This is a genomic window from Enterococcus sp. B2E4 (genome assembly GCF_030499455.1).
GTDB classification, from domain to species: domain Bacteria; phylum Bacillota; class Bacilli; order Lactobacillales; family Enterococcaceae; genus Enterococcus_D; species Enterococcus_D casseliflavus.
Map to the genome: position 1 here is coordinate 264,209 of NZ_JAUKPK010000006.1, position 25,814 is coordinate 290,022.

The 25,814-nt window shown below is 40.7% G+C and carries 23 protein-coding genes, 1 pseudogene and 1 riboswitch; of the genes and pseudogenes, 1 reads left to right on the forward strand and 23 read right to left on the reverse strand.

Annotated elements, in window-relative coordinates:
* Positions 1-15: 15 nt before the first annotated feature.
* The 19 genes and pseudogenes from Q1X33_RS07880 to Q1X33_RS07970 all read right to left on the reverse strand — a co-directional run bounded on the left by Q1X33_RS07880 (position 16) and on the right by Q1X33_RS07970 (position 20,494).
* Positions 16-1,116 carry an AI-2E family transporter gene (locus tag Q1X33_RS07880; RefSeq protein ID WP_270788055.1) on the reverse strand — a complete coding sequence of 367 codons (1,101 nt, stop codon included), beginning with the start codon at positions 1,114-1,116 and terminating at the stop codon, positions 16-18.
* 162 nt (positions 1,117-1,278) lie between these two features.
* Complete coding sequence (locus tag Q1X33_RS07885; RefSeq protein ID WP_241761009.1) at positions 1,279-1,707, reverse strand: hypothetical protein; 429 nt, start codon at positions 1,705-1,707, stop codon at positions 1,279-1,281.
* 76 nt (positions 1,708-1,783) lie between these two features.
* Positions 1,784-2,200, reverse strand: a complete 417-nt coding sequence (locus Q1X33_RS07890) for a GNAT family N-acetyltransferase (protein WP_301969621.1) — start codon at positions 2,198-2,200, stop codon at positions 1,784-1,786.
* Positions 2,201-2,411: 211 nt separating this feature from the next.
* Positions 2,412-3,335, reverse strand: coding sequence for an LCP family protein (locus tag Q1X33_RS07895; protein WP_005226221.1), 924 nt, complete (start codon positions 3,333-3,335; stop codon positions 2,412-2,414).
* A gap of 1 nt (position 3,336) precedes the next feature.
* A complete protein-coding gene (locus Q1X33_RS07900) occupies positions 3,337-3,990 on the reverse strand; it encodes a phosphatase PAP2 family protein (RefSeq protein WP_005226222.1) in 654 nt (217 codons plus the stop codon).
* Positions 3,987-5,180, reverse strand: coding sequence for an FtsW/RodA/SpoVE family cell cycle protein (locus Q1X33_RS07905; RefSeq protein WP_005226223.1), 1,194 nt, complete (start codon positions 5,178-5,180; stop codon positions 3,987-3,989). Before Q1X33_RS07905 ends, Q1X33_RS07900 begins: the two co-directional genes overlap by 4 nt.
* Complete coding sequence (locus Q1X33_RS07910; RefSeq protein ID WP_034868647.1) at positions 5,158-6,312, reverse strand: FtsW/RodA/SpoVE family cell cycle protein; 1,155 nt, start codon at positions 6,310-6,312, stop codon at positions 5,158-5,160. The genes Q1X33_RS07905 and Q1X33_RS07910 overlap by 23 nt, the downstream gene beginning before the upstream one ends.
* Positions 6,313-6,438: 126 nt before the next feature.
* Positions 6,439-6,614, reverse strand: a riboswitch (M-box (ykoK) riboswitch).
* Positions 6,615-6,901: 287 nt separating this feature from the next.
* Positions 6,902-8,797 (reverse strand): DNA mismatch repair protein MutS, encoded by a 1,896-nt coding sequence (locus Q1X33_RS07915; RefSeq protein WP_005226225.1) that lies wholly within the window; start codon positions 8,795-8,797, stop codon positions 6,902-6,904.
* Between the two features lie 348 nt (positions 8,798-9,145).
* Positions 9,146-10,675 carry an alkyl hydroperoxide reductase subunit F gene (gene ahpF, locus Q1X33_RS07920; protein ID WP_005226226.1) on the reverse strand — a complete coding sequence of 510 codons (1,530 nt, stop codon included), beginning with the start codon at positions 10,673-10,675 and terminating at the stop codon, positions 9,146-9,148.
* A gap of 9 nt (positions 10,676-10,684) precedes the next feature.
* Positions 10,685-11,248 carry an alkyl hydroperoxide reductase subunit C gene (ahpC, locus tag Q1X33_RS07925; RefSeq protein ID WP_005226227.1) on the reverse strand — a complete coding sequence of 188 codons (564 nt, stop codon included), beginning with the start codon at positions 11,246-11,248 and terminating at the stop codon, positions 10,685-10,687.
* A 306-nt stretch (positions 11,249-11,554) separates the two neighbouring features.
* Positions 11,555-11,757: pseudogene (locus tag Q1X33_RS07930) on the reverse strand (hypothetical protein).
* Between the two features lie 152 nt (positions 11,758-11,909).
* Positions 11,910-12,869 carry a permease prefix domain 1-containing protein gene (locus Q1X33_RS07935; RefSeq protein ID WP_005226228.1) on the reverse strand — a complete coding sequence of 320 codons (960 nt, stop codon included), beginning with the start codon at positions 12,867-12,869 and terminating at the stop codon, positions 11,910-11,912.
* Positions 12,866-13,198 carry a PadR family transcriptional regulator gene (locus Q1X33_RS07940; RefSeq protein ID WP_005226229.1) on the reverse strand — a complete coding sequence of 111 codons (333 nt, stop codon included), beginning with the start codon at positions 13,196-13,198 and terminating at the stop codon, positions 12,866-12,868. The genes Q1X33_RS07935 and Q1X33_RS07940 overlap by 4 nt, the downstream gene beginning before the upstream one ends.
* 189 nt (positions 13,199-13,387) lie before the next feature.
* Positions 13,388-14,359, reverse strand: coding sequence for a siderophore ABC transporter substrate-binding protein (locus Q1X33_RS07945; RefSeq protein ID WP_034868650.1), 972 nt, complete (start codon positions 14,357-14,359; stop codon positions 13,388-13,390).
* A 24-nt stretch (positions 14,360-14,383) separates the two neighbouring features.
* Positions 14,384-15,142 carry an ABC transporter ATP-binding protein gene (locus tag Q1X33_RS07950; protein WP_005226231.1) on the reverse strand — a complete coding sequence of 253 codons (759 nt, stop codon included), beginning with the start codon at positions 15,140-15,142 and terminating at the stop codon, positions 14,384-14,386.
* Positions 15,139-16,083, reverse strand: coding sequence for an iron chelate uptake ABC transporter family permease subunit (locus tag Q1X33_RS07955; protein ID WP_301969622.1), 945 nt, complete (start codon positions 16,081-16,083; stop codon positions 15,139-15,141). Before Q1X33_RS07955 ends, Q1X33_RS07950 begins: the two co-directional genes overlap by 4 nt.
* On the reverse strand, positions 16,080-17,030 hold the full coding sequence (locus Q1X33_RS07960; protein WP_005226233.1) for an ABC transporter permease: 951 nt from the start codon (positions 17,028-17,030) through the stop codon (positions 16,080-16,082). Before Q1X33_RS07960 ends, Q1X33_RS07955 begins: the two co-directional genes overlap by 4 nt.
* Before the next feature lie 633 nt (positions 17,031-17,663).
* Positions 17,664-19,028, reverse strand: a complete 1,365-nt coding sequence (locus Q1X33_RS07965) for an FAD-dependent oxidoreductase (protein WP_301969623.1) — start codon at positions 19,026-19,028, stop codon at positions 17,664-17,666.
* Positions 19,025-20,494, reverse strand: a complete 1,470-nt coding sequence (locus Q1X33_RS07970; protein WP_034868653.1) for a helix-turn-helix domain-containing protein — start codon at positions 20,492-20,494, stop codon at positions 19,025-19,027. Before Q1X33_RS07970 ends, Q1X33_RS07965 begins: the two co-directional genes overlap by 4 nt.
* 162 nt (positions 20,495-20,656) lie before the next feature.
* Here Q1X33_RS07970 and Q1X33_RS07975 point away from each other — a divergent pair, with 162 nt between their 5' ends.
* Positions 20,657-21,760 (forward strand): SLC13 family permease, encoded by a 1,104-nt coding sequence (locus Q1X33_RS07975; protein WP_005226237.1) that lies wholly within the window; start codon positions 20,657-20,659, stop codon positions 21,758-21,760.
* A 132-nt stretch (positions 21,761-21,892) separates the two neighbouring features.
* Here Q1X33_RS07975 and Q1X33_RS07980 read toward each other — a convergent pair whose 3' ends face one another.
* The 4 genes from Q1X33_RS07980 to Q1X33_RS07995 all read right to left on the reverse strand — a co-directional run bounded on the left by Q1X33_RS07980 (position 21,893) and on the right by Q1X33_RS07995 (position 25,630).
* The gene (locus Q1X33_RS07980) at positions 21,893-22,606 is read right to left on the reverse strand and encodes a class I SAM-dependent methyltransferase (protein ID WP_005226238.1); all 714 of its coding nucleotides are present in this window, start codon (positions 22,604-22,606) and stop codon (positions 21,893-21,895) included.
* On the reverse strand, positions 22,607-23,614 hold the full coding sequence (locus tag Q1X33_RS07985) for a zinc-binding alcohol dehydrogenase family protein (protein ID WP_005226239.1): 1,008 nt from the start codon (positions 23,612-23,614) through the stop codon (positions 22,607-22,609). It lies immediately after the preceding gene.
* Between the two features lie 71 nt (positions 23,615-23,685).
* Positions 23,686-24,747 carry a hypothetical protein gene (locus tag Q1X33_RS07990; RefSeq protein ID WP_050759605.1) on the reverse strand — a complete coding sequence of 354 codons (1,062 nt, stop codon included), beginning with the start codon at positions 24,745-24,747 and terminating at the stop codon, positions 23,686-23,688.
* Complete coding sequence (locus tag Q1X33_RS07995) at positions 24,719-25,630, reverse strand: hypothetical protein (RefSeq protein WP_005226241.1); 912 nt, start codon at positions 25,628-25,630, stop codon at positions 24,719-24,721. Before Q1X33_RS07995 ends, Q1X33_RS07990 begins: the two co-directional genes overlap by 29 nt.
* Positions 25,631-25,814: the final 184 nt, after the last annotated feature.

Consider the following 25,814-nt stretch of genomic DNA (forward strand, 5'->3'; position numbering starts at 1 on the left):
CAGCAAGTTTTATTGTTACAATGACTCCTTATCGATCACAGAACGTTCTAGTTTGCGTTCCTGGAAAAAACGGAGTAGCGTGCCAGACATCGCCATTATGATCGAATACACTGGAAGTGCAACGATCATACCAACAAATCCCAGCAAGTTGCCTGCGATCAATAATAAGAACACCGCAATAATCGGATGGATATGCAACACTTTATTCATTACTAGAGGTGAAACTAGATACGATTCACCCAATTGAATGATCGTGATGCCCACTACCAATAAAATGGCAGTCCGGATATCTAAACTTAAAGCAAATAGAAATGCGGGTGCCGCTCCGATAAATGGTCCGAAGTATGGGATGATATCCAAGACACCACAAATCAGGCCTAAAAGCAACGCATTCTGCAAACCTAGCAAAGAAAAAATCAAATAACTGGAAACGGCAACGTACGAACAGACAAGCAATTTCCCGCCAATATAAGCAGACGCTGCTTGGTGGAAATCACTGCATAATTGACGCATCAAACCTTGATACTTTTTCGGTGTTTTGTTTGCTAAAAAGTCTGGCACTTTCTCACCGTCTTTAAACATATAGACTAAGAGCAGTGGGATCGTAAACAAAACGATCGCTGAGTGAGAAACGATGGAGATCAAACTCGTCAGACTATTCGTTGCCCCGGTAATAAACTGCAAAGCGAAATTGCTCGCTTGCGAAATATCGATCGAATCAATGAAAGGACCGAAAAGTTCCTCCAAATAGGAATGATTGATGTTATCGATCACCAAATTGATGATAACGGGTATTTGATTGATAAAGCGTCCCATCTCATAGGCTAATGCGGGTCCAATCACCTGAATGATCAAATAGGCTGCAAAAACGATCAACAACAGTGTCGCATACAGCGCAATGCTTTTCTTTTTCGTCCTTCTTTTTACCCAATTAAAGAAAGGCAAAAAGATATAAAAAATAAAAATGGATATCAGTACAGGTAAAAAGACACTAGAAAAGATTGCTTCTAATGGTCGAAAAACAAACAGTATATTTGAATAGATCCAGACGGCGATCCCTAAAAGGCAGACGATCACCAGACCTGCAAAAATTTTTGATTTTTTAAGAAACTCCAATAATTGATCCTCCTGATTCTAGAAAATACGTTCACTTCTTTCAGTTTATCATAATTTTTTAAGCGAATGATCCTTTTACGAATATTTTTTCAAAAATCCACGTTTTTCATAGGAAACTTTTGAGTAATTTAATTATTTCCCCCATAAAACCCTTCTGCAAAATCAATTTTGATGAGCAGAAAAAGGAACCGAGAGTTGCAAGTGTTTGATACAGTAAGCTGCCACACCGAGCTGGAGTAAACCTAACACTAAGAAAATCAGATGCAAAACATTCCCGCCCCTTAATAAAATCACTTGAACAATGATCCAGATAACTAAACAGATGCCTAAAAGCAATTCGCCATGATACCCTTGGTTGCGCCACAATCGGATAGCTGCCAATAAATTGCCCAGTCCTAACACAATTAGCAAAAACACCCCGGGAATCAAAAATGTTGTAAATGGCGTTCCTTGGAGCATGGACGACTCCAACCCAGCAAATGACTGTCCTTTCCTTAATGGCTCAATACTAATAAACGCCAGCATGCTTCCTCCACATGCGCCAACACCAATCACTAAACTTAACACAAATAACGCAAATCGCAGCTTCATTTCTCCCACTCCTTCATCAAACATAAAACCGTTAATAAATTGACCATTTTCAACTAGCGATCGGGTTTCTGGCTATTTACTCGTTTTTAGGTAAATAAATAAATGCTGCAATTTGCTGCGTTTCTACAGAGGAAAAGCCGCAAGACTCATAAAATCGGCGCGTTTTCTCTGTGTTGTCCGTGATCAAAACCTTTTGTCGAATCGATGGATATCTCGCCAGCATTTTTTTGAGCAATCGCTGGCCAATTTTTTGACGTTGGAACGCTGGCGCTACTAATAGATCCTGAATATAAAGAATGGTTTGTCCATCGGTTATACATCGAATAAGTCCGACTAGCTGCTCTTCAACATAGGCAGTGATCACCTGCGACTGAGCTAGGCCGTTTAATAGTCGCTCTGGCTCTTTCGTATAGGCGACCCAGCCAACACATTTATACAAAGCGAGAAGCTGATTTGAATCCTCTGGTAATTGATCTTTAAAGATGATAGTCATTCTTTTCCCCCTTGTAACTTTTAACCAAACGATATAGCAACAAATAAAGAGTTAACAGTCCTTCTCCGAACAGGCTCTTGCTACCCTTCAAGCCGAATTGCTTTGCTTGACTAAAGAGTATCCTGAGGAAAAGCAGCTGTCAACTCTAATCACGATTTACTAGAGGAACAAAGAGGAAGTGGTGTTATTACTAATTAAACCCAAGGCTTACTTAATCAAGCATTAATTCGCTTTTTAAACGCTGACTCGTCGCTTGTTGTTCTTCAGGCGACACTTCTTGATAAGAGATACCGTATTCACCTCTAAAGCCATCGCCAGTGAACCCAGTACCCGCCATTTGGTAAGATTCGACAGTAACGAGTGCCGATTGATATTGGGTGAATAGTTGACTCATCTGAGAAAACGTTAAATCTGTTTCACCATTTTCCCCAATAATCGTTAACAGATCCTGAATCCGCATCACGCTTGATAGAGAAACTAATTCATTCGCCAAAATCTCTGTCACTTCTCGCTGACGACGTTGGCGTCCATAGTCACCTTCCGGGTCTTCTTTGCGCATACGGGTATATTGAAGTGCTTCCCAGCCATCCAAATCAAGGATACCTTCTTCAAAATAGATATCCTCAGCAGTAAATGCAAAATCGTTTTCAACGGTAATACCGCCAATCGCATCAACTAGATCTGCCATACCATCCATATTTAAAGAAAAATAATGATGAATCGGAACATTAAGGTATTGTTCCACTGTTTCAATCATCATCTTTGCTCCGCCAAAGGAATGTGCGTGGTTGATTTTATCTTCATATCCTTGACCAACAATTTCAACATACGCATCCCTGGGAATACTCGTAAGTGTCGTTTTTTTCGTAACTGGATTCAACGTTGCAATCATGATCGTATTGGCACGATAATCTGTTTGCCGGCGAGCATCATTGGCAATTCCTAGCAAAAGCAGACTTAAAGGTTCTGTGTTTTCTATCACCTCTGCTTCTTGTCTTCCTTCTATCGGCCGATGAATCGAGTGCGCAACATTTTCAACTTGAAAATATACTTTGATTCCGTACGCAGTCCCCGATGCCACAACCACTGTAAGCAAAGCCAAAAATACAATAATTATTTTTTTTACCAAACTCAATTTACTCCCCCCTAAGCACCCTTTTTTTTATTGAAAAAACTATTGAACACGTAATCGAGCTGACTCCGCTTGTTAAAAGAAGACTTGCTAACAAGTCACTAGGATAGTGAACCCCAAATAGCAAGCGGCTCATCATAATAAGCAGTAAATAAACCAATCCCAAAAACATAGCTAGTTTTTGGCTAATAGGACGTTTGCCTCTTTTGCCAGAAGCTGTTTGTGCGAAGAAAAAGAGGAGAGAAATAATTAGCGTGGTCGCTAATAGTGTATGGCCACTTGGAAAACTGGCGGATGCCCGTTCCATACTGTCAGCAAACTCCGGTCTTGGGCGATCAACGAATTTCTTGATCAGTTGGCCAACACCACTGATTATGATCATGTTTCCCATCAACCAAAAACTCTCGATCCGTTTCTTCCGAAAAAACAAAATTGCTGCCAATAGAAAATGAATAGCCGCTATCGGGACGATCGTTGCCGTGCTAGAAAGCGGAACAAAAATCGCTTCTACTGTAGCCGTCCGCCATTGAGGCACGTGGGAAAACAGGGTATCAAGCGTTTGGAACCACTGCGGCTCTAATGCTACAAGGAAAAACAACCATGCGAAACAGCTACAAAGCAGTCCACCTATCACCCCTTGTTTTGCTGTCTTGCTCATGTTAATCCCCTACTTTCTTTTAATGCGTACGATCGTTTCTTCGCTTTAGTCGGGAATTTTTCTAACCCGAAAATAATTCCCATCGCAATACTGATCGCAATCAACGAGGTTCCTCCTTGGCTTAAGAATGGCAGAGGAATTCCCGTTAATGGCAGCAACCCAATCGCCGCGCCGATATTTTCAAAGATCTGAAAGACTAAGCCAAAAACGTACGTGATGGCGATATAGACCGACGCCTTGTTATTCGTTTTTAACGCGGCGAAGATGATTTGATAGATGAGATAAAAATACAGGAAGATCACTAAGGTACTTCCTAAAAAGCCATAGGTTTCACCAATAACTGTAAAAATCATATCTGATTCACGAACCGGCACGTACACTGTCGTATGGGTGTCAGGCGCTCCCAATAAGCCTCCTGAGCCAATCGCCCACATACTGCGAACTTGTTGGAACGCGATAGAGTCTTGGTACGCTAGGGGATCTGCCCAAGCTCGCACTCGGTCTAATTGATACTGCGAGAAATGAAGTCGAAACAAGACACGATTGCCCCATTCCGTAAACACGAGCAGCAATAAAATAGCGCCGAGGGCTGCGATCAAACCGATCACTACGGTCAAAATTTTCCAATGAACACCCGAGATAATAAATAAAGCCCCTAACATCACAATAAACACTAAACTCGTACCAAAGTCCCGTTGCATAAACATCAATAGAAATGTCGGTATACTATAAAGCAAGATCTTAGTGACGTAGATCAAATCAGATTTAATGGTCCGTTCGGCTTTTCGTTTTTCATACACTAAGGTGAGATAGACCATAAAAAGCATAAAGGCCACTTTCATAAACTCTGAGGGCTGAATGGTAAAGTCGCCGATTCTGATCCAGCGTTTGGTATGCGTCTGCTCAAACATCGTTTGATCGTAGAACCAATGAAGAGAAGCCATCAAACCTAGCGCCAATACATACAAAAGACCCGAAAAGCGTAAGAGCAAATTGGTTGGGATCAAACTCGTAACGAAGAGCGCGATGGCGGATAGAACACAAAAAACGATCTGTCGAAAAACGATTCCAGAAGGATCATTGCCATCCATTACAGAAGCTTGATGCTGGACCCAAATGCTTAGCAAAAAAAGCAGAAAAACGGGTAGCAGCAAGGCATAGTTTGCATCATGTCGTTTGAGGAACTTCATTTCGTTTGCCCTCCTCTCGCTCTAATTTCAGGCACATACTAAAGGCAAATGAAAGAATAAAGTAACTGGAGCCACCATAGCTGATAAATGGTAACGGTACCCCCGTCATCGGCATCAACCCTAAAATACTGGCTATATTGATACTTGTTTGCAACAAAAGTAATGTACTTGTTCCTAGCAATATCAACCCAATCTGAGGGTTTTCAATAGCTGCGGAACGAATAAATAAACGTAAGATGATTACGAATAATAAGCCAATAACAAAAATCCCGAAAAGCAAGCCAAGCTCTTCTACTAAAACGGAAAAAATAAAATCGGTTTCCGCAACTGGTAAAAAGCCTTTTTTCGTAATACTGTTTCCTAAACCGAGACCAGTAAGCCCTCCATTAAATAAAGCATAGTAAGAATGGATCATTTGGAACCCCTGATTGTAAGGGTCGGAGAATGGATCACCTACTAGGCGAATTCGGTTATATACGTGCATAAAAATATGAGGCAATAAATCATTGTCGCCTAAAAACATGATCAACAGGGCAGCCAAGAATAGACTGATCACTAAGCCACCAAATAAAAGAGCCGTCAGCTTCACGGGGACTTGTACCGTAGTTATCATGACAAATGCTAAAAAAAGCAAAATCATCACACCGGCTATTTTCGGTTGAAACAGGATCAACACGCAGCACAAAAACAAAACGAAAAGCGGACGTTTCATTTCCTGCAAGGTGGTTTTTGCAGTTTGAAAGTAATGAGCAAGGTACAAGACCATCCCTACATTCACAATCTCTGATGGTTGAAATTGAATCCCTGCGATCGAGACCCAGCGTTGTGCCCCATTAACAGAGACACCGAAAAAGGGCAAACGAGCTAAGAGCAAGGTAAAGATCCCAAATGCTAGCAGACCGATCGCTAAGTATTTGCTAAGCAAAATCTCTCTTCGCGTCCGCTGAATAATGAATAAAAGAACCCAGCTAAGTAACAAAAAGACCAATTGACGGATAAATAGCGACGCTGGTGGTTGATCTCTCGTTAATAAACGGTATGAACTTGCACTATAAATCATTAAAAGACCGATAAGGCTCAATAGCAAATAAGCTATGATCAGCAGCCAATCGATCTTCTTTTTTTCTATCATTGCTTCCACTCCTCTTGCCTTGGAGTAGGTGTTCAGACGGTACCAGTTATTTTGCTCTATGAGCTTCGTCATCCATCAGAAAGAAAAGCAAAAAAGTCTCACTTCTCTTAGGACGTCAGACTTTAGCAGCAATCTCATCGTCCGAGTTTTAGCACTATACAACGTAAAGAAAGTCATTTGCTCTCTTAGCTATTTTATGAAAAGCCTTAATCCGACAATTCCTGTTTTACACATTGGCGTCTTTCGACGTTTCTGCGCAATAGCTTGTGTTTGTATAGGAGCCTCACCTAACAAGGTTATATGTTATTTTTCAATCCAATATGAATGGTACCCTTCCTCGAATAAAGATACAACCAATTCTCTGTTATTTTTATTTTTCTTTAACTTTTCTTAAAGAATTTAGATATTTCGAATATTTTCTGCTCTATAAAGAAAAAACAACCAAAATAATCATCCAAACAAAGGGACGGCATCGATAAAGGACGTTATTAAAAAAACGAACATTTAAAAAAAGCAGTCCTTTTTCTAGGTGCTGAAAAAGGACTGCTTGCTTGATTTTGGTCTATCGATTGAAAGTTTTCTTAATCTATCAATCCACGGGTCGATTGGTTTGCCGTTCTTGCGCTGCTTTTCGTAACTGCTTCTGCGCTTTTTTAGATCCTCGTTCAATATCTCGAGTAAACTTGCGCTGCGCAAACTCAACGAATAGCTGATCAAGATCATAACCTGCGGGATAGAGCACCTCTCGCTTTGTGAGGAGTTGCAAGCGACGAGCGGCAACGACAAAAAATTGTTTCTCTATTGAAATTTTCGCTTGTCCTTGTTCCAAATACTCATAAAAAAGTCCGCGCTGGTTATGTTCTGTTGAAAAGACCAAGTCTCCTTTTTGAAAAATAAGATCTATCTTGGCTTCTTGTTGAGGGGGTTGTTTCTTCCCCTTTTCAAAAAGCTGCTTCTCAAAAGAATAGGTTTTATGCTTTAAATATTCCTTTGCTGTTTGGACTACGTCAGCGGGGATCGCCATCTTTTCGGCAATCCAAAACGCATTACTATCACCGACTGCATTCGTCAGCAAACGATATTTTGGTGTCAAGGTTTTGGCATCAAAAGCCATTGCCGCTGTTTCGAAATCTTGATGATCGACGGCAAACTGCTTGATTTCACCATAATGTGTTGTTGCGATCATTAAAGCTCCTGAGCGATAGATAGATTCCATGATGGCGATCGCCAAAGCAGCCCCTTCATTGGGCTCAGTGCCGCTGCCGATTTCATCCAATAAAACAATACTGTGTCGGGTAGCATTCTTCATAATCTGAGCAATGTTCGACATGTGTCCAGAGAAGGTACTTAAAGAATTTTCCAGACTTTGTTGATCGCCAATATCCATCCAAAGACTTTTTAAAAACGGAACAGTGCTTTTGCCATTGTGTGCTGGAAATAAGCCATAATGAGCCATGGCGCAAACAAGTCCAACGGTTTTTAAGACGACGGTCTTGCCTCCAGCATTTGGACCCGTGATGACCATGCAGCGGTTTTCTTCGCCAAGATTTAAAGAAAGAGGAACCGCATCACGTCCCAGCAAAGGATGACGGACTTGATCAAGAAGCAAAACTTCTTCCTCAGTCATAGTTATCGGTTGCCCGTTGATTTCTCGACAATATTTTCCCCGAGCAAAAATAATATCCAGCACAACTAAAATGTCAAGACAGGCAAACACGGCGTTCATTTGTTCGGCGATCGCCCCTGTCAACTCTGACAACACTTGGTATTGAGCGGCTGTTTCTTCTGCTTGCGCCAAGATCAATCGATCATTTAAACGGGCAGCTGCCTCAGGTTCAATAAAGACAGTCGCTCGTTTATTGGAACGTTCGATGATCGTTCCGTTAAATTGCTGTTGAAATTCAGCACGCACAGGTAACGTATATCGGTCGTTCTTTTTGATGACACGATTTTCTTGTAAATAGCGACTTTCCTTAAAAAACTTTGCAAAAACTTTTTTCAGATCAGCTTCATATTTTTCGATCGTGCCGCGAATTTTCCGCAATTCTCGGCTGGCATTACTATCAACCTGACCATTGCGAATCTTTTGGAAAATCATTTCGGCGATTTCAGAAAAGTCTTCTAACCCTTGTGCATATTGATGTAATCTTGGGGCAATCGATTGATTCTTTTCGAACAATTGACGGATGATTCGAAAAGACCGTAAAAAGTCTCCATATTCGATAAGCTCCTGTGGTTCTAAAACAAACCCTTTTTCAATTTTCTCCGTATGGTGTAAGACATGCTGCAGCCCCATAAAAGGCACTTGACGACCAGCGGCTAATAGCGCCATCGCTTCAGTGGTCTCTGTCACTCGTTTTTGGGCAGAGTGGATCGTCGCTGCTGGTTTTTCATTCGCAAAGCGCGCCTTGCCGTAATCGCTGATTATTTTTTTACTTACTTGTTCTTTAATTTGTTCAAATTCAGTTGCTTGAGGTATCTTCATGAGTTATCCTTTCTTGTGCCTGAGGATTCCGATCAGATCCCCGTCCAAAAAAGTGTACAAAAAAAGTGATAGTTTCCCATCACCTGATTCATCAATAACGATTTTTATCGGTATCTACAGGCACAACAAATAAACAGTCTGTTTTTGCTTATTTGTTTTAATTGGCTGATTAGATACCTACGACACTCATCAATATACCTCTTTCTTTTTTGAACGAGTTTTTTTCATTGTAATATAGAAGCTGTCCTTCTGTCAACTGGACCCAAACTGCCCTTACAAAAAGAAAAAACGCTCAGCAGCTCCTAGAAGCCCCTGAGACGTTTTTTGATTTTATATGATGCAGAAGGCTTACGAGCGAATCAGGTGATCAAAGGCACCTAATGCCGCAGTCGCACCTGAACCCATAGAAGTGATGATCTGTTTGTATACACTATCGGTGCAATCCCCTGCTGCAAAGACCCCTTCAATATTGGTTGCGCCGTGTTTGTCTACGACGATCTCATTGCGTTCGTTTAAAACGATGCGGTCTTTTAACCATTCGGTATTCGGCATCAAGCCAATCAAGATGAAGACACCCTCAACAGCTAATGTGAATTCACCACTCGTTTCACGATCAACGTAGGTCAATTGTTCGACATGATCGGATCCAGCAATTTCCTTCGTTGCCGCATTCGTAATAACAGTCACATTTTCTAACGTGTTCAAACGGTTTTGTAGCACAAGGTCCGCTTTTAGTTCCGGTAAAAATTCAAGAACATAGACGTGTTTTGCCATGCCAGCTAAATCGATCGCTGCTTCGATCCCAGAGTTTCCGCCGCCAATGACAGCAACCTCTTTCCCAGCAAATAACGGGCCATCACAATGGGGACAATAGGCAACACCTTTATTTTTGAATTCTTTTTCTCCTGGAACATTGATGTTACGCCAGCGAGCGCCAGTTGCTAAAATGGCCGTTTTGGTTTTTAATACTGCACCATTTTCTAATTCAACTTCGATGACATCATTGCGACGAATATCTTTCGCACGCTGCCCTTTCATCACGTCTACATTGTATTCATTGATGTGCTCTTCTACCTGACGCATTAACTTTGGTCCTTCGGTATAAGGAGTACCGATCATGTTTTCGATCCCCAGGGTTTCCATTACTTGTCCACCCATTGTTTCGACGACCATCCCAGTATTGATGCCTTTACGCGCTGCATAAATCGCTGCGCTTCCGCCTGCAGGTCCGCCACCGACAACTAACACATCGAAAAGCTCTTTTTCAGCAAAGTCATCTTTACTCGTCGGACCAGCTGCTTTTTCCAACAACTGTTCGATCGTTTGACGGCCGCTTGCAAATTCTTCACCTTCTAAAAAGACGGTTGGCACAGCCATAATTTTTTTCTTGTCAATTTCTTCTTTGAACATCCCACCTTCGATCATGGTGTGACTGATGGAAGGATTTAGCACTGCCATGATATTTAACGCTTGAACAACATCAGGACAGTTATGGCATGTCAAACTGACATAGGTTTCAAAATGTAATGGCTTATCGATCGCTTTGATGCGCTTTTGAAGTGCTTCGTCAATTTTCGGCGGACGACCGCTTACTTGAAGCAACGCTAAAATAAACGAAGTGAACTCATGCCCTAACGGTAAACCAGCAAAAGCGATGCCGCTTTCTTCACCGGGACGATTGATCGAAAAGCTTGGTGTCCGTTCACTTGCTACAGCTTGGATAGTGATTTTTGGCGACATTTCTGCGATTTCTTCTAAGAATTCACGTACTTTCGTGGAAGAATCATCCTCACCTAAAGTTGCCGCAAAAACAACCTCTGATTCTAGCATCGCGAGATACTGCGTCAGTTGGTCTTTGATTGCCTTATCTAATGCCATGAGAGCCTCCTAAATCTTGCCTACAAGGTCTAAGCTTGGCGTTAAAGTTTCTTCGCCTTCTTTCCATTTTGCAGGACATACTTCACCTGGATGAGTACGGACATATTGTGCTGCACGGATTTTATCGATCAAGCCACTAGCATCACGACCGATACCGTCCGCATTGATCTCAACTGTTTGGACTACGCCATCTGGATCGATGATGAATGTTCCACGTTGAGACAACCCAGAAGCTTCATCTAGTACATCAAAGATCTCTGAGATCACATGAGAAGGATCAGCAATCATGATATATTCGATTTTATTGATGGCATCAGAGTGATCATGCCATGCTTTATGGGTGTAATGAGTATCTGTTGATACAGAATAAACTTCTGCGCCTAATTCTTTTAATGATGCATATTGATCTTGCAAATCTTCAAGCTCTGTCGGACAAACAAATGAGAAATCTGCAGGGTAAAAACAAACAACGTTCCATTTTCCTTTAAAATCTTCTGATGAAACATCGATAAATTTTCCATTGTGGTAAGCTTTCGCTTCGAATGAACCAATCTCTTTTCCAATTAATGACATATCATTTCCTCCAATTAGAATAATTATTTGAGAATAATCTCTATTAATTATTAGTATATCTAACTATAAAAAGCAATAGTTTATTCAGAAATAGTCAAAAAAAATGTTATCCTCCTCAGAAATGAGCATATTTATTTCCTATCCAATACAAATAGAGTATAGTTGTAAGTTTGACTAATCGTTTCCATTTTAGTTCCCTACTTGTTAGATTCTCAATTACACCTCTCATTCTCAATTAAATAAAAAAGATTGCCTCTTCCTATGATTCCTCACCAAGTAAAGTGAGCCATAGAAAAAGGCAATTTTTTATTTAGTATTTAAATAGTTGAACAATCCACTGATCGTTCGATCCCTCAATGTAATCCGCTTACCGTCTAAAAAACTTCTTCGACTGGGTAATGGTCTTGAAAAGGTGGAACTTCCAAGTATTGACTTGCGAGAAAGCGCTCCGGAAATTCGACTGTTGCTATTTCTTTGCTGCCATTTTTCAGATAATGAATTTCTAACATATTCATTGCCTCTTTTCTTGTATTCTGAACTTTTTAAAAGCATTGAGAGAACCATATTTCTCGCTGTTTTTTTCTGATTGGTTCAGTTACAAGGCGTATTATAATCTTCCTTTTTTTAAAAGTAAAGAAAGCACTCTCGATTGAAGTGTCTCTTATTTTTTAGCTTTCGTATGTCCGATAAAGTAGTCCTCTAAGACACCACCAATAACAAAAATGACCCAAGAGTAAGCCCATGCATGAAACATGAAGGACCAAAGCATGTAAACGACCAAAATCACTGGCCAGTAGACTGTTCGAAAAAAGGTAACTCGACCAGCGGATTCGCCATATTTATGACGTGTTGCTCGATCCCCCGGATGGTCTTCGTCGCGAATAAAATACGTCTCAGTTGCCAGCTTCGCAAAGCCTGTACGGATAATACTTACATAAATAATAAAGAACACACCTGCTGCAACCGTCAAGAAAAACAAGGAAATCCCAAATTCAACAGAATAATAAAACAATTCACTTAAAAGTACAGGCGCAATTGATAAAATACAGGCACCAATTCCTAAAACAAGACCAATCCGAAAACTTTTTTCATAATTTGCGAGTTGCTGAGCGGCTTCTCGTTTGGCATCCCTTTTTATTGGACGATCATCCAACTGTTTACGAGCACCGGAAAAGTGCAAGCTGCTAGAGATAATAAAACCGACCCCGATGGCGATAAAAAGAAACATCACCATTATTCCAAAGGTCTCAGCATATATACTAACAAAGAGCATCAAGGCTGCTAGGGATGCGATACAAAAACCGATTCCTATAGATAACGAGAAAGCAAAGTGTCGCACAGTTCCCCAATAATCAAACGCATCGTCTTCTGTGATGGCATCGGACCAATCATCAATCGGCGCTTCTTCTTTTGAAACATTTAACTCTTGCAACAGCTCATCTACGGAACCAAACTCACTGATTACTGCACCGATGGCTTCATGCTCGCTTTTCCCTTGGTGAATCAGTTCTAAGTAGTGGTCTTCCATAATCGCTAAGAGATCTTCTTTCGCCTTTTTGGTTTCCGGTGTGATGGGTACTGATAAAAATAAGCTGTCTAGATAGTCATGAATGGTTTTCATTTGTCTCCTCCTTGTAAGAACTGGTCAACGACGATCTTTGTCTGCTGCCACTCCAATAGTTTCTCCGTAAGGCTTGCTCTTCCGTCTGCAGTTATCTGGTAATACGTCCGCTTTTTGCCATGCGTCACTTCTCCAGGATATGAGCGGATCAATCCTTGTTTTTCTAACCGAGTAAAAGCGGAATACAACGTCGTTTCTTTGATCACATATAAAGCATCTGTTCCTTCGCGAATACGCTTGGATATTTCATATCCATAAGAATCTTCATTGGAAAGAATGGATAAAATGATTGCGTCGTTATAGCCGCGAATTCCGTCACTCGAGATCACGCAATCGCCTCCTAAATTACTTCATCTGTCGTACTAATTATAAAACAATTACTACGACAGGTAAAGTAAAGCAGGGAAAGTTATCAAAAATCAGTCGTAGGTCTTAGAAAATAGGAAAATAAAAAGGGACACGCATTCTCAGTAAACTGATACGCGTGTCCTAATTACTTGATTGCTTTTCTCACCTATTTATTCAACGGCTGGTTTGACATCGTCCATCATTAGTTGGATCGACTCCAAGCCTGAACCTGCTAAATACCAAACCGCAGCATCCAATTCAATGACTTGATCGTTTTGCCCAGCATTTGTTTCTTGGACGATTTCATTTGCAACAAATTCACTTTCACTTTCGTTGCCGCCGATCGCTTTTGTCCGGTCGATCACGAAAATGATATCAGGATTTTTTTCAAGCAAGTACTCATAAGAAATACTTTGTCCATGTGTCGACGCCTCTAATTCCTCATCTACTGCAGGGAAACCAAACGTATCATACAAGATACTGTAACGAGAACCTGGCCCAAAAGCAGAAAGATTGCCTTCATTTACCATAACAACCAAGGCTTTCTCGTCAGCATTTTGCGCTTGCTCCTTCAAGGTATCGATCTGACCTTGTAACGATGCTAGTTGTTCTTGCGCTTCCTCTTCCTTACCAAAAATTTGACCAATGGTCGTAATGTTGGCTTCGATCGATGCCCAAGTATCACTATTGTCAACGCTTAAGAAAACGGTTGGCGCGATTGCAGACAATTCCTCTTGGAAATCACGTTGTCGCCCAGAAATAATGATTAGGTCTGGCTGCAGTTGATTGATTTTTTCTAAATCAGGCTCTTTGATCCCCCCTGCTGATTCAACATCTGCATAGGCTGATAAATAATCTGGTAAATTGCTGGTCGCAGCAGCAACGATTCGATCCCCAAGGCCAAGCGCATCCATCGTGTCTAAGGCGCTATTGTCAAAAACCACCACTTTTTCTGGTGCATAAGGAACAGTAACGGTTCCATTGCTATCGGTGATTTCAACCTCTGTCGGTGTCTGTTCACTCTGAGCAGTTTGGCTTTCCTGTGTCCCTGTCGATTCGATTGTACCAGTATTATTTGATCCGCATGCGGTCAACCCCGCTAATACGAAAATACTCATAAAGCTTACTACAATTTTTTTCATTTTTTTCCTCCTTAGAAATACATTTTATTGGAAGGTATAGCAAAATTGCCGACCATCCACTTGTACCAGTTTGATTGGAATCTCATATAACGATGCCAACACTTGCTCCTGGATCACAGCCTCAGTGTCGGCCGCTTTAAAAATCTGACCGTCTTTCATGGCAACGATGTGATCGGCGTAGCGAGCGGCAAAATTAATGTCGTGCAAAACGATCACAACGGTTTTCTGATAGTCTTCCACCAAGGTGGTCAATAGCTTCATCAGCTGGTTGGCGTGCTTCAAATCTAGATTGTTTAACGGTTCGTCCAACAGCAGATAATCTGTATCTTGAGCCAAGATCATCGCCAAGTAAACTCGTTGTAGCTGACCACCAGAAAGCTCATGAATCGATTGATCGGCGTATTCGGTAAGGGATAGCTTAGCTAAAGAATCATCAATGATCCTATCATCCGCTGCCGATTGTCGCCCGCGGTTATACGGATAGCGACCAAATGCCACCAGTTCTCTTACAGTCAGATTGACTGCATAGCGATTGCTTTGTTGCAAAAAAGCCATTTTTTTGGCTAGCTCTTTGGATTTCCATTGGCGAATCTCAGTTCCATCTAAATAAATATCACCAGTTCTCTGGTCCAGCATCCGACTGACCAAGGAGAGTAAGGTGCTTTTTCCCGCACCATTTGGCCCGATAAAGGCAATCATTTTCTGCTCAGGTAATGCTAAAGAACACTCGGTCAACACCTGTGTTTTCGCATAATTTTTGGATACGTTTTTTGTTTCGATCATGATTTTTTCCTTTCCAGCAGCAATTTGCTTATAAAGAAGACGCCACCCAATAATTGAATCACCGTACCAATGGTCGTTTGCCATTGAAACACTTGTTCCACTAAGAACTGCCCTCCTACTAACAGGAGAAAACCAATCAGGCTGCCACCCGCAAACAACCACCCATGGCGATAGGTGGGAAAAAGCTGATAGGTGATCGTTGCCACTACAAAGCCGAGAAAAACAGCTGGACCTACGAGTGCCGTAGCGGTACCTGTCAGAAGCGCAATCAAAAATAAAATACCTCTATGAAGCCATTGAACAGGAACGCCTAGACTTTTGGCTTGCCCGCTTCCTAAATGTAATAGATTCAATTCTGGAATCAACAGAATCAGGCAGCTACTACCGATCAAAATGATCACAGCAGCAATTAAGAGATGTTGCGTATTGATATTGCCAAAGCTAGCGAATAAGCGTCCTTGCAGTAAATCATATTCATTCGGGTCCATCAAGACTTGCAAAAACGTGCTCAGACTACTGAACATCGTGCCGCATACCATTCCAGCCATCAACAACAAAAACAATCCGTTGACGGCTTTTTGATAGAAAAAACCGATCAATAAACTTCCTAGAATGGCAGTCAGACTGACAGAGAATAAAAACATCGCTGCTGTTTCTTGGCTTAGCATCTGGATCCCGCCGATAAAAAAGAAACACAGGGTCTGAACCAGGACATATAGTTGATCCAAGCCTAAGATTCCTGGTGTTAAATAGCGATTGATCGTAACAGTCTGTAAGGTGATCGTACTAAAGGAAATTGCGATCGCCACCAGAGCAAAGACGAAGATCCGACGGCCCCGCAATGCAAAAGCAAATGACCAATTACCATAGGTGTTATAGGTCAGATAGGCAGTAGCGGCACAAAGGATCAGAAAGAACAAAAGAAAGAGTTTTTTCTTCATTGAAACTTCCTCCCCAGCAGCAAAATCAAGAAGCAGCAACCACCTAGTACACCGGCAACCACACTTACGGGCATCTCATACGGAGCAATCACGATGCGTGCCAATACATCACATAAAAGTAAAAATGCACTTCCAGCAAAGCTGATCAGTAGTAGATTATTCTTCAAATGATCCCCAAAGACCATGCCGATCATATTTGGGATAACGATCCCTAGAAAAGGGATTTGTCCAACGGTCAATAAAACGACACTACTGGCAAACGCCACCAGAGCGAACACAGCAAAGCGTAAAAACAGATAATTGATCCCTAGACTCTTGGCGGCACTTTCTCCTAAACCAGCAATCGTGATCTCATAAGCTAGGAAATACAACAGACCGAATACTGGAATCGTCAAATACAAAAGTTCATACTGGCCAGACATAATGGTAGCGAAATTTCCTTGTAGCCAAGAAGAGACATTTTGAACCAATTGGAAACGGTAGGCCAAGAAGCTGCTAATGGCACCGATGATATTACCGAACATCACCCCGGTCAAAGGGAGCATCATTGGATCTTTCTTTGGTAGAAATTGGCTTAAAAATAAAAAGAACAAAACACCTGCATAAGCAAACACAAATGCTGCGGTTGTCCGAATCAAGTTAGAAGCATTTGGCAGAAAAAGCATGACTAGCAAAATTCCTAAACGAGCACTATCAGATAATCCGATCGACTCTGATGCCACAAATTTATTTTGCATCATATGCTGCATGATTTTCCCACATAAACTAATGATTCCACCTGCAATGATCAAACTGATCGTCCGTGGGAGCCTAACTTTTACCAAAACAAGCCAATGATTCGGATCACCCTGCTGTAAACCACTTAATGATAATTCATGGGTACCTACCAGTAAAGAACAGCCCACAAGAAGAATCAAGATCAGCAGTAATCCGATTTTTTTCAACATGCCCCGCCCCTTCCTTATTGAGAATGATTCTCACTCTCTTTAATAGGGTAACGTATTTCACTTAAAATCACAAGAAGTTTTTTAAAAAATTCCCTTTACCAACGCAATTTCAGTGAAAACGAATCTGCGAAGGCAAGGGATTATGTGATGTTTTTCTCTTATAAAGACTGCGAGCACGTATTTTTTTTCAACGGAGCCTATTTAATCGCTTTAATCAAATAAATACTTGAGAAGGCTAGATTCAACTTCTGAGTTTCATTCAATAACAAATCATTTACACGTTCAATCGTTTCAATCTGTTGAAACCCCTGTGTAGTTCACACATGCTCATCCCAAGCTGGGCGTAGCTTTTCAGATAAAGGGTACTGATGAGCTAACGTTTCCATCCAAGGAACATTCGTCTGCCGATAAAAATCCTTTACCAAAAATCGTTCAGTCATAAAATGAGCATCGTCATATTTTACGAGTTTCTTCATCAAAAAAGATAGCGATACCAGTTGGCATCAAAGCTCAGCACAACCCCACCTGGTTTTAATACGCGATACCTTTCATGGGCGCAATCGCTATTTTCTCCCGATTAACGTCAATTTAAAAAAACCTGCCATCATCGCAGGTTTATCAAGACTTACTATTTTACTTTAACAAGCCATCAAGGGCCAATTGATTCAAAAAGTGCAGTGGAAATGAGATGGTTGGATTGAAAAAGTAATCCATTGTTGCTAATTGGTGCAAGGTCGTCTTGCTATTGATCAAGGTTGAGATCGTATTGATGATCTCCAAACTTCCACGATCACTCGTAATGATTTGTCCCCCCATGATCACTTTCGTTTGCTGATCAAAAATCAGTTTTAACGTTACTTCAAAATCCTCATCTGTCGCGAAAAATGTCCGAGAATGAAATGTTTGCGTCACTGAATCTACTTCAAAGCCGTAATACGGTGCCTCGGTCTCATTAATACCTGAACTGCTGACGAAATAGCCAAATAATTTACTGACGACGGTCCGTTGCATTTTTGGAAAAGGAATTTTTGTTGTTCCCCGTTCATTTGCCAATAAATTGGTGGCAGCAACGATCCCGGTGCGGTAAGCATTTGTTACTAAAGGAATATACAAGGAGCTATCCGAATGATTAAATGGGATTGAAACAAGATCCCCAATTGCATAAATCGCTGGGTCAGACGTTTGCAAATACTCATTTGTCGATACCGTGCCATCCAGATTTAGTTTCAGAAAATCTTCTACTAGCGCAACATTTGGACGTGGATTAACAGCATAAACGACCACGTCAGCTTGAATTTTCGTTCCATTTGACAGCTCAATTCCTTGATAATCGCCTTTCTCATTTTTGATCGTATGAGCGACATTGCTGTTAAGATAGATCTGCAAATTTTTGGGAAAACGTTCCATCAAAATTTTGGCAATTTCATGATCAAAATAACGGAACAACAGCGTATCCATGCGATCGATCAAATGAACGGCTTTTTGTTGTCCGCTTAAAGATTCCGCTAATTCAAACCCGATCAGACCAGCACCGACGATCGCAACGGTTTGGGCATTCTCGATTTTTTCTAATGCTTGCTTTGATTGACCAATGGTTTTGTAGGTCGTTATATGTGCTTCGACATCTGAGGCAAACTCCGAACGGAAAGTACTCGATCCCATCGCCAAAATCAAGCCATCATATCTCACTTCATCTTCTTGCTGATAAGATTCCGTTGATGTGACAAAATGAACCGTTTGTTCTTGCGGAAAGATTTTTGTGACTTCACTGTTTAACATCACATTGATTCCTTCTGAAAGAAGTTCACTGGCTGTTGCCGTTTTGGAATCTTCCAAACGCTGAATGTAACCTTCCAGTACTAAATTCAAACTGCTGGCAACATAACCAAGAACGCTTGATTTTTCTATAATTATCACATCGACTTTTGGGTCAACTTTTTTTAAATGACGGGCAGCAGCAATTCCTGCATGAGAGCCTCCAATAATCACTATTCTCATATCTTTTCCAACTCGCTTTCAAGGTTCTCATTTCGTATTTCATCCACGATTTGATGAAGCCGCTCTTCTTCAAATGGGGTTGCACCACCTGTTAAAATCAATCGTTTTTTATAACGATAGCCTTCCGAGATCTCAGAATGATCAACGATCAATAGATCATAGTCCTTCTCCTTTGTCCCATCGAAGTGAATATTCGGATAGCCAGCCAATTCTTTGATCAAAAAGCGCCGTAAAAAGCCACTGCGTAATCGTGATTGAGTCAGCAAAATGCCTACTGTAAATGCTTTTTCCTGTTTTACTTGAATCCATTGACGGATCAAAAGCAATTCATTAGTCAAATGCTGCTTTTTCTCAAGAGAAAAGGACTGGTTTACGTTTTTCTCCAACTGTTCGATTGCTTGCTGTGCCACTTCGATCAAGCTCTCATTCGCAACACTTTGCGGCTGAAATTCAGCAAAGGCAATAATGCCGCCATGAATATACAACGCTTGGATCGTCACACTCGTCAAGAAGACGCGTAATTCCGTAGAAGTTTCTGTAGTCTTTCTTTCACTATCACCAATGGCCTGCAGCAGCTCCCCATTTAACGCATCGATCTCTTGGAAGAAAAGTGATTTTTGCAAGGAGTCATCCAGTGAAGGGCGAATCAAGCCTTCAGCTAATAAAAATAAATAGAAATATACCGTTTCATAATCGCTCCAGGATACGGCAAAACGACTGAGATAGCGCCCTAATATATTCCGCAAAAGCTGGAACATCGCTTCATTTTCCAATGACTTCAACAATGGATACGAGGCTTCATGCTGTTGCGAGCCGCGATAATCAAAACGGGCTTCCATAATGCCTAACCAAAGCCCGACTTTCCAACGCTCTGCTTGACTAAACGTTGTCTGCAACTGTTTTTCAATGACTCGAATCAAATTGTTGATGGCTGGTGCATTCAAGCGAGCGATCAATTCTTCATTGGGATAACTTTGTGAAAAAAACTGATAATAGAAAAAGCGAATCTGTTTTTCATCCCCAATCAATTTTTTATTTTTTAATTGGATGTCGAATTCTTTCAATAGCTGATTGATCGCTTTGAATCGACGAAACAATGAAGCTTCACTCAACATCAGTTCTAACATCATTTTCGTCGTTGACTCATCTCGATGAAAAAACAAATACGACAATATCTGAAAATCGATTGCTTCTGAAAGATACGCATAAAAAAATTGCTTCAGGGAAAAATCAAGAGGCAATACCAATTGCACTTGATCATTTTCTGAATAGATCAAAGCTGCGTCTTCATGGAAAGCAGCTAAATTTTGATGAAGATTTTGAAGTTCTTTTTGCAAAGTGGGCGCGGAAATGGATAACGTTCTTGCAAGTTTTTTATAAGAGACTTCTGAGCCATTCTGAAAAAAAACAGCCAAAATTTGAAAATGTACCTGCTGATTTTTTTCAAGCAGCTGCATCACATTCATTCTTGAACCTCCTTCACCTTTCACATACTAATTTCCCAATTAATGAGTCGTTTGTCAACTATAAAAATTGCCTGAATGTCTTTGAGTTCGATGAAAAAAGCGTTTTTTATTGTTCCTAAAGCATAGGAATGGTAAAATTCTTGAGAAGAAAGGTGGTGAACTATGGGAAAACGAATGTTAGCATTTTTTCGAACGGATCGATTATTTTCGATTTCCCTGCTACTAGCACTTATTGCGTGTTTTTTCGGCACCTTCCGTTGGTCGTTTATTGACTTTAAAGTGATTTTATCACTGTTTGGATTAATGTTAGTAATCAATGGGTTAGAAGAAGCTGGTCTTTTACGAGCATTTGGACAAAAATTAGTGGAAAAAAGTCGCAATCTGCGTGACTTGATCCGCGCAACCGTCTTGCTAAGCTTCTTCAGTTCGATGTTTTTAACAAATGACGTGGCTATCTTAACTTTATTGCCCATCTATTTACTCTTAACGAGGAAAGAACAACAGCACACCAGTGTCTTATTAGGCGCTGTCTATTTGATCGTAGCAGCCAATTTAGGAAGCAGCCTGTTTCCATTTGGAAATCCGCAAAATCTATTTTTATTTTCTTACTATCAGATTTCGCTGCCACAATTCATGTGGACTACCGGCACCTTTGTGGGACTTTCATTACTATTACTCCTTGTTTCGATCCAGCTCATCCCAAAGACTCCATTGGAAATCGCCCTGCAAGAAGAACTCTTTGAAAAAAAGCCAGCGCTGCTTAATGCAGGATTATTTGTTCTTATGATTCTTGGTATTTTTAGTGTTCTCCCTATTTCAATCGCCGTGCTTGTCGTCGCAGCCGTGGTTTGGTTTAGTAATAAACGATTATTTGCAAAAGTTGATTATCAGTTACTACTTACCTTTCTCTGTTTCTTCTTGATCGTCGGGAATATTCAAGACCTATCTCTGGTCACCGATCACATTCGACCGTATTTTCAAGAAACGCATCGCGCTTTTTTAGGTAGTATTTTACTCTCCCAAGGAATATCTAACGTTCCAGCAGCAATTTTGATTGCTCCTTTCACCGATTTAGAAAAAGCCGTTCTTTTGGGCGTCAATGTTGGTGGTTTGGGTACATTGATTGCTTCTTTGGCGAATTTGATTGGGTACAAATTATTGAAACAAGCCAGACCAAAAGAAGCGAGAACGTTTCAAAAGCTGTTTTTTATCGTCAACATCGTTTTTTTACTGTTATTAGGCAGCATCGTATACCTTCTATTGTAGCAAATTCACTGTAAAACGAGATTCCAGCATAAGATGTTTCCAGTCAGCAGCCAAAAGAAGCCTAGCTCCTGTACCTGTTTCTTGATCTTATGTCAGAATCTCGTTTTTTTGATACCCATTGTGTGATTTTACTTAAGCTAAAAGAAGCTCAAAAGTGATTTTCGTTTGGCTTTCGACAGTCAATGCCTCACCAAAGACATGTTGAACCATTTGTTGCCGTTGTTCCAATGAGTACTCCTCCTCAAAATAAAGATGAAATATTTCTTGATCGATCTCCTCCTTCAAAATATACTCGAATTGCCGACTCTGCCAATCGATCACTTCTTCTGAAAACCACTTCTTGTACCAAGTGTTTAGGTTCAGGTCATTCTTCGCTGAAAGATTTTTTTCATATGGCTGAAACACGTTTTCTTCTTCTGTGATCATTCTTAGAATAATCAATTGATGGGCCTTTTTTTGAAACTGAAGCAATGTTTCCTTGTCTCTGACTGCTGGATTCATTGCCATAAAAATACAGGGCCAGTGCTGGTCTGCAGATAAAAAGTCTTTTTGGCTCTGCTGAACCAGATGGAGCTTGTTCATCGGATCTTCCGTCGTTTCTTCAATGATTTTTAACATTTCTTTTGAAAAATCAATTGCGTAATACTCATCTACATAAGGATAAAATGCTGAAATGTAGCGGCCAGTCCCCGCAGCAAAGTCAACGAAGGCCGATATCGGGAACACTTTCTGCTCCACCAAAAAAGCTGCTACCTCTTCGGCAATTTTCAATTGGGATTCTCTTTGAATCTGTGCATATTCTTGGGCAAATTCATCCCAAAACAGCATCGCTTCCTCTTCTTCCATCTAGCGGACGCCTCCAGTGATCACTGTCTTTCCTTTCGTTCCTTGCTCAACCGCTTTTGTAGCGAGCTTTAAGGTCTCGATGGTAATTCCTCCATCAAACGTTTGGACCGCAGTCGTATGGATCTTTTTGTCAGCGAGTAACGAGGCGATCCGTTGCAAAATGCTCCCTTGTGTTTCAATCATCAACTGAGCATCTGTTTTTGCGAACATATACTCCCAATAAAAATCGATGCCGAGGTTTTTAAATGGATTTAAATCTAGCGCTTCTTTCGTATTCACGATCATTCCGACTTTGCCAAACGGCAAGATTGCTTTCGTTAATTGTGGCAAATAGGCTGAGGCGTCATAAAAAATTGCAACGGCTGAAAAAGGCTCAGTGATTTGTTCAGCCAACGGCAAGCGATGATTAAGTACTTGATCCACTTGATTGTTTTTAAGCCATTGATCGTTCTTAGGACTCGCAGTGCCATAGACTGTCAATCCTGCCCATTTTGCTAGTTGCGCCGCAATTGAGCCAACACCACCGCTGGCATTGACCAATAAAATCGATCCTTCATTCGCGTTTTCTTCAGGCACATACCCAAATTTTTCAAAAAGCAATTCCCACGCTGTAATACTCGTTAATGGCATAGCTGCAAGATCGCCATCAGAAAAGCCGGCTGGTGCCTTTGCTGCGATCCGAGAATCAACTGTTTGGAACCTTTGATTCGCACCAGGTCGTTGTGTGGTTCCAGCATAAAACACCCGATCACCAACGGCAAAGCCATTAACTGCTGAGCCGATTTCTTTAACGATCCCAACGGCGTCATACCCTTGGATCTGGAACGCTTCACTTAAAGCAGTCATCTGCCGTCTTTTTGTATCGATTGGATTGACCGAAACTGCCTGTACTTCCACCAATAAATCATTTGCTTGGCAATTGGGTATCGGAATTTCCTTTTCAATAAATACATTTGACTCATCTAAAGATCGTCCTTCATAAAAACCTAGTGCTTTGTTTTTCATCATACTGCTCCTTCCAAAAAAAGTGCTGAATAGTTATAAAAACCATTCTAGCACTTTTAATGAATTTAGAACATTTATTCTTCACCTTCCACGACAAGCGGAACCAAAAATGGATAGCTTGTGAAGAAATCTAATAAGGATCGCTTCCATTGATCTGAATCAATCGTTAGTAAAGTGGACTCTGTATACAAATGGATCGTCAATCGTTGATTTTTATCAAGTAAAACAAGAATTTCGCCTTTGTTTTCTGTGATAAAATCATATTGCTGATTCTCCATTGTAATAATGAAAATTTGATCGAGAACTTCTGCTGCAACAGCAAAGTCCGTCTCCATATCGACAGCCAATGTTTGGGTATTGTCGATCAAGCTTGGTGAAACCGTAAAGCCTAATTCTTTTAAATGCGCCAATACCAAGTTGACATCATAATTAAAGAGCGAAAGCTGATTGACCGAGAAAATATTCTCCGCATGCCATTGACTGATTAAATGCAAAATCTGTTCATCATTGACAACCACCGACTGGGAGTTTGAATTGATAGTCAACAATGGCAAATAATTAGATTGATACGTAGAATTGACTGGATTAAGTTTGAAACTAAACTCGAGCTCCTTTGTTTCTGTTAAACGAAAACGGACATTGAAATGCTTTGTCTTCCATGTGTCATAGTTATCAGTAGCAGTTAAATGAATCGTTTTTAATGGTTTCAAGAATTCATAGGCATAGTATTCAAGCAATGTCTTTTTGGCGATCACCGAAATATCTTGATCTGTTAAAATCAACTGGCGGTAATGAGCAAGCAATCCAGAAAAATCAGCTTCCATAATTGATTTTCTCAATTTTAAATCAGCTAGTTCGTTTTCGGCTTGCTCAATAAGCGATTCGATTCGTTGGTGATCTTGCGCTTTTACAGCATAATAATCATCTTCGTAGTCAGTTTCTTCTTTTGCTGAATCAAAAGAATCATCCACTACATTTCCACTATCTTCTACTAAAGGACCGTCATTCACTAAGTCCGTCGCATTTGTTGATACGTTTTCCTCGACTTCATTAGCTCCTTCTGTTTGGACCTCTAGAATCGGTTCCTGCTCCAGCAGCTGTGATTCCTCAGGATTCGTCTGCGTTTCTTTCGTCAACTTCAGTCAGCTCCTTTCCAGTATAGTGAGCTAAGAAAGCCATTATTTTTGCCGTAAATTCATCAAATGATCCAAAAAAGGTATCAATTTGACGGAATTCTTTTTCCACGATTGCTTTCTTTAAGCGCAATGTTTGGTATTGCTGTTGCAGACGCTCTTTTTCAGCAAAAACCTCTTCGTCATTATTTGAATATCTTTCCCATTCCCGACGTTTGGCTTCTAATGCTTTTCGCTCAGAAGTCAACTGCTCTAGTTCTTCATCGATTTTTGTCCGATTGAAAAAGCCCTTTGACTCACTCAATTCATTTACAGATGCCGTAAGCTTATCGATCTGATTTTGGATTTCCTTTACTTCTGATAGGGCAGTGATCCGTTTGGCTTCCAGCTTATCCATTTGTTGTTCGATGGCTGTCAGCATCTCACGATCGCCTCGTTGAAACTTCTCCCATTCTTCGTCTATCTCAGGGATAACAAAAATTTCTGGAATGCTCGCATCGATACCAATCGTCGCTCGCTCATGATAATAGGTCCCTAACTTATAGTAATGCACGGTAGGAGATATTTTGGCACAATGCATCATGAAAGGAAATGTTTGGGTGAAGTTATCATGGAACTTTCTTGATAGTAATTCGTCAATCTCATGATTTTGATTTGATGTTTCTTTTAGCTGTTTATGCAATCGACCATTATATATACGATAAATTTCAGGAATATCCTCTTTTTCGATCGCTACTTCAAAATCTTGCAGGTCTTGCAGCATCTGACCGATATTTTTCGAGGCTACTTGTTTGATATCGCCAAAGGATACTTCTTCATTCGTTGAAACTGAAACAACGTCTTGATCTTGAACAAATTTTTGTTCTTTTTTGGCATCGTCAGTCATATGATCCCTCCTAAAAATACTTCACTACTAGTGTATCATTTTTTTCCATAAAAAGTTATTTTAAGTGATTGTTTTTAGAAAAATGATACATCATTGTAATAACAAAAAAACACATGTCAGTGAAGACATGTGTTTGACTGCGTGGCGACGTCCTACTCTCACAAAGGGAAACCCTTCACTACAA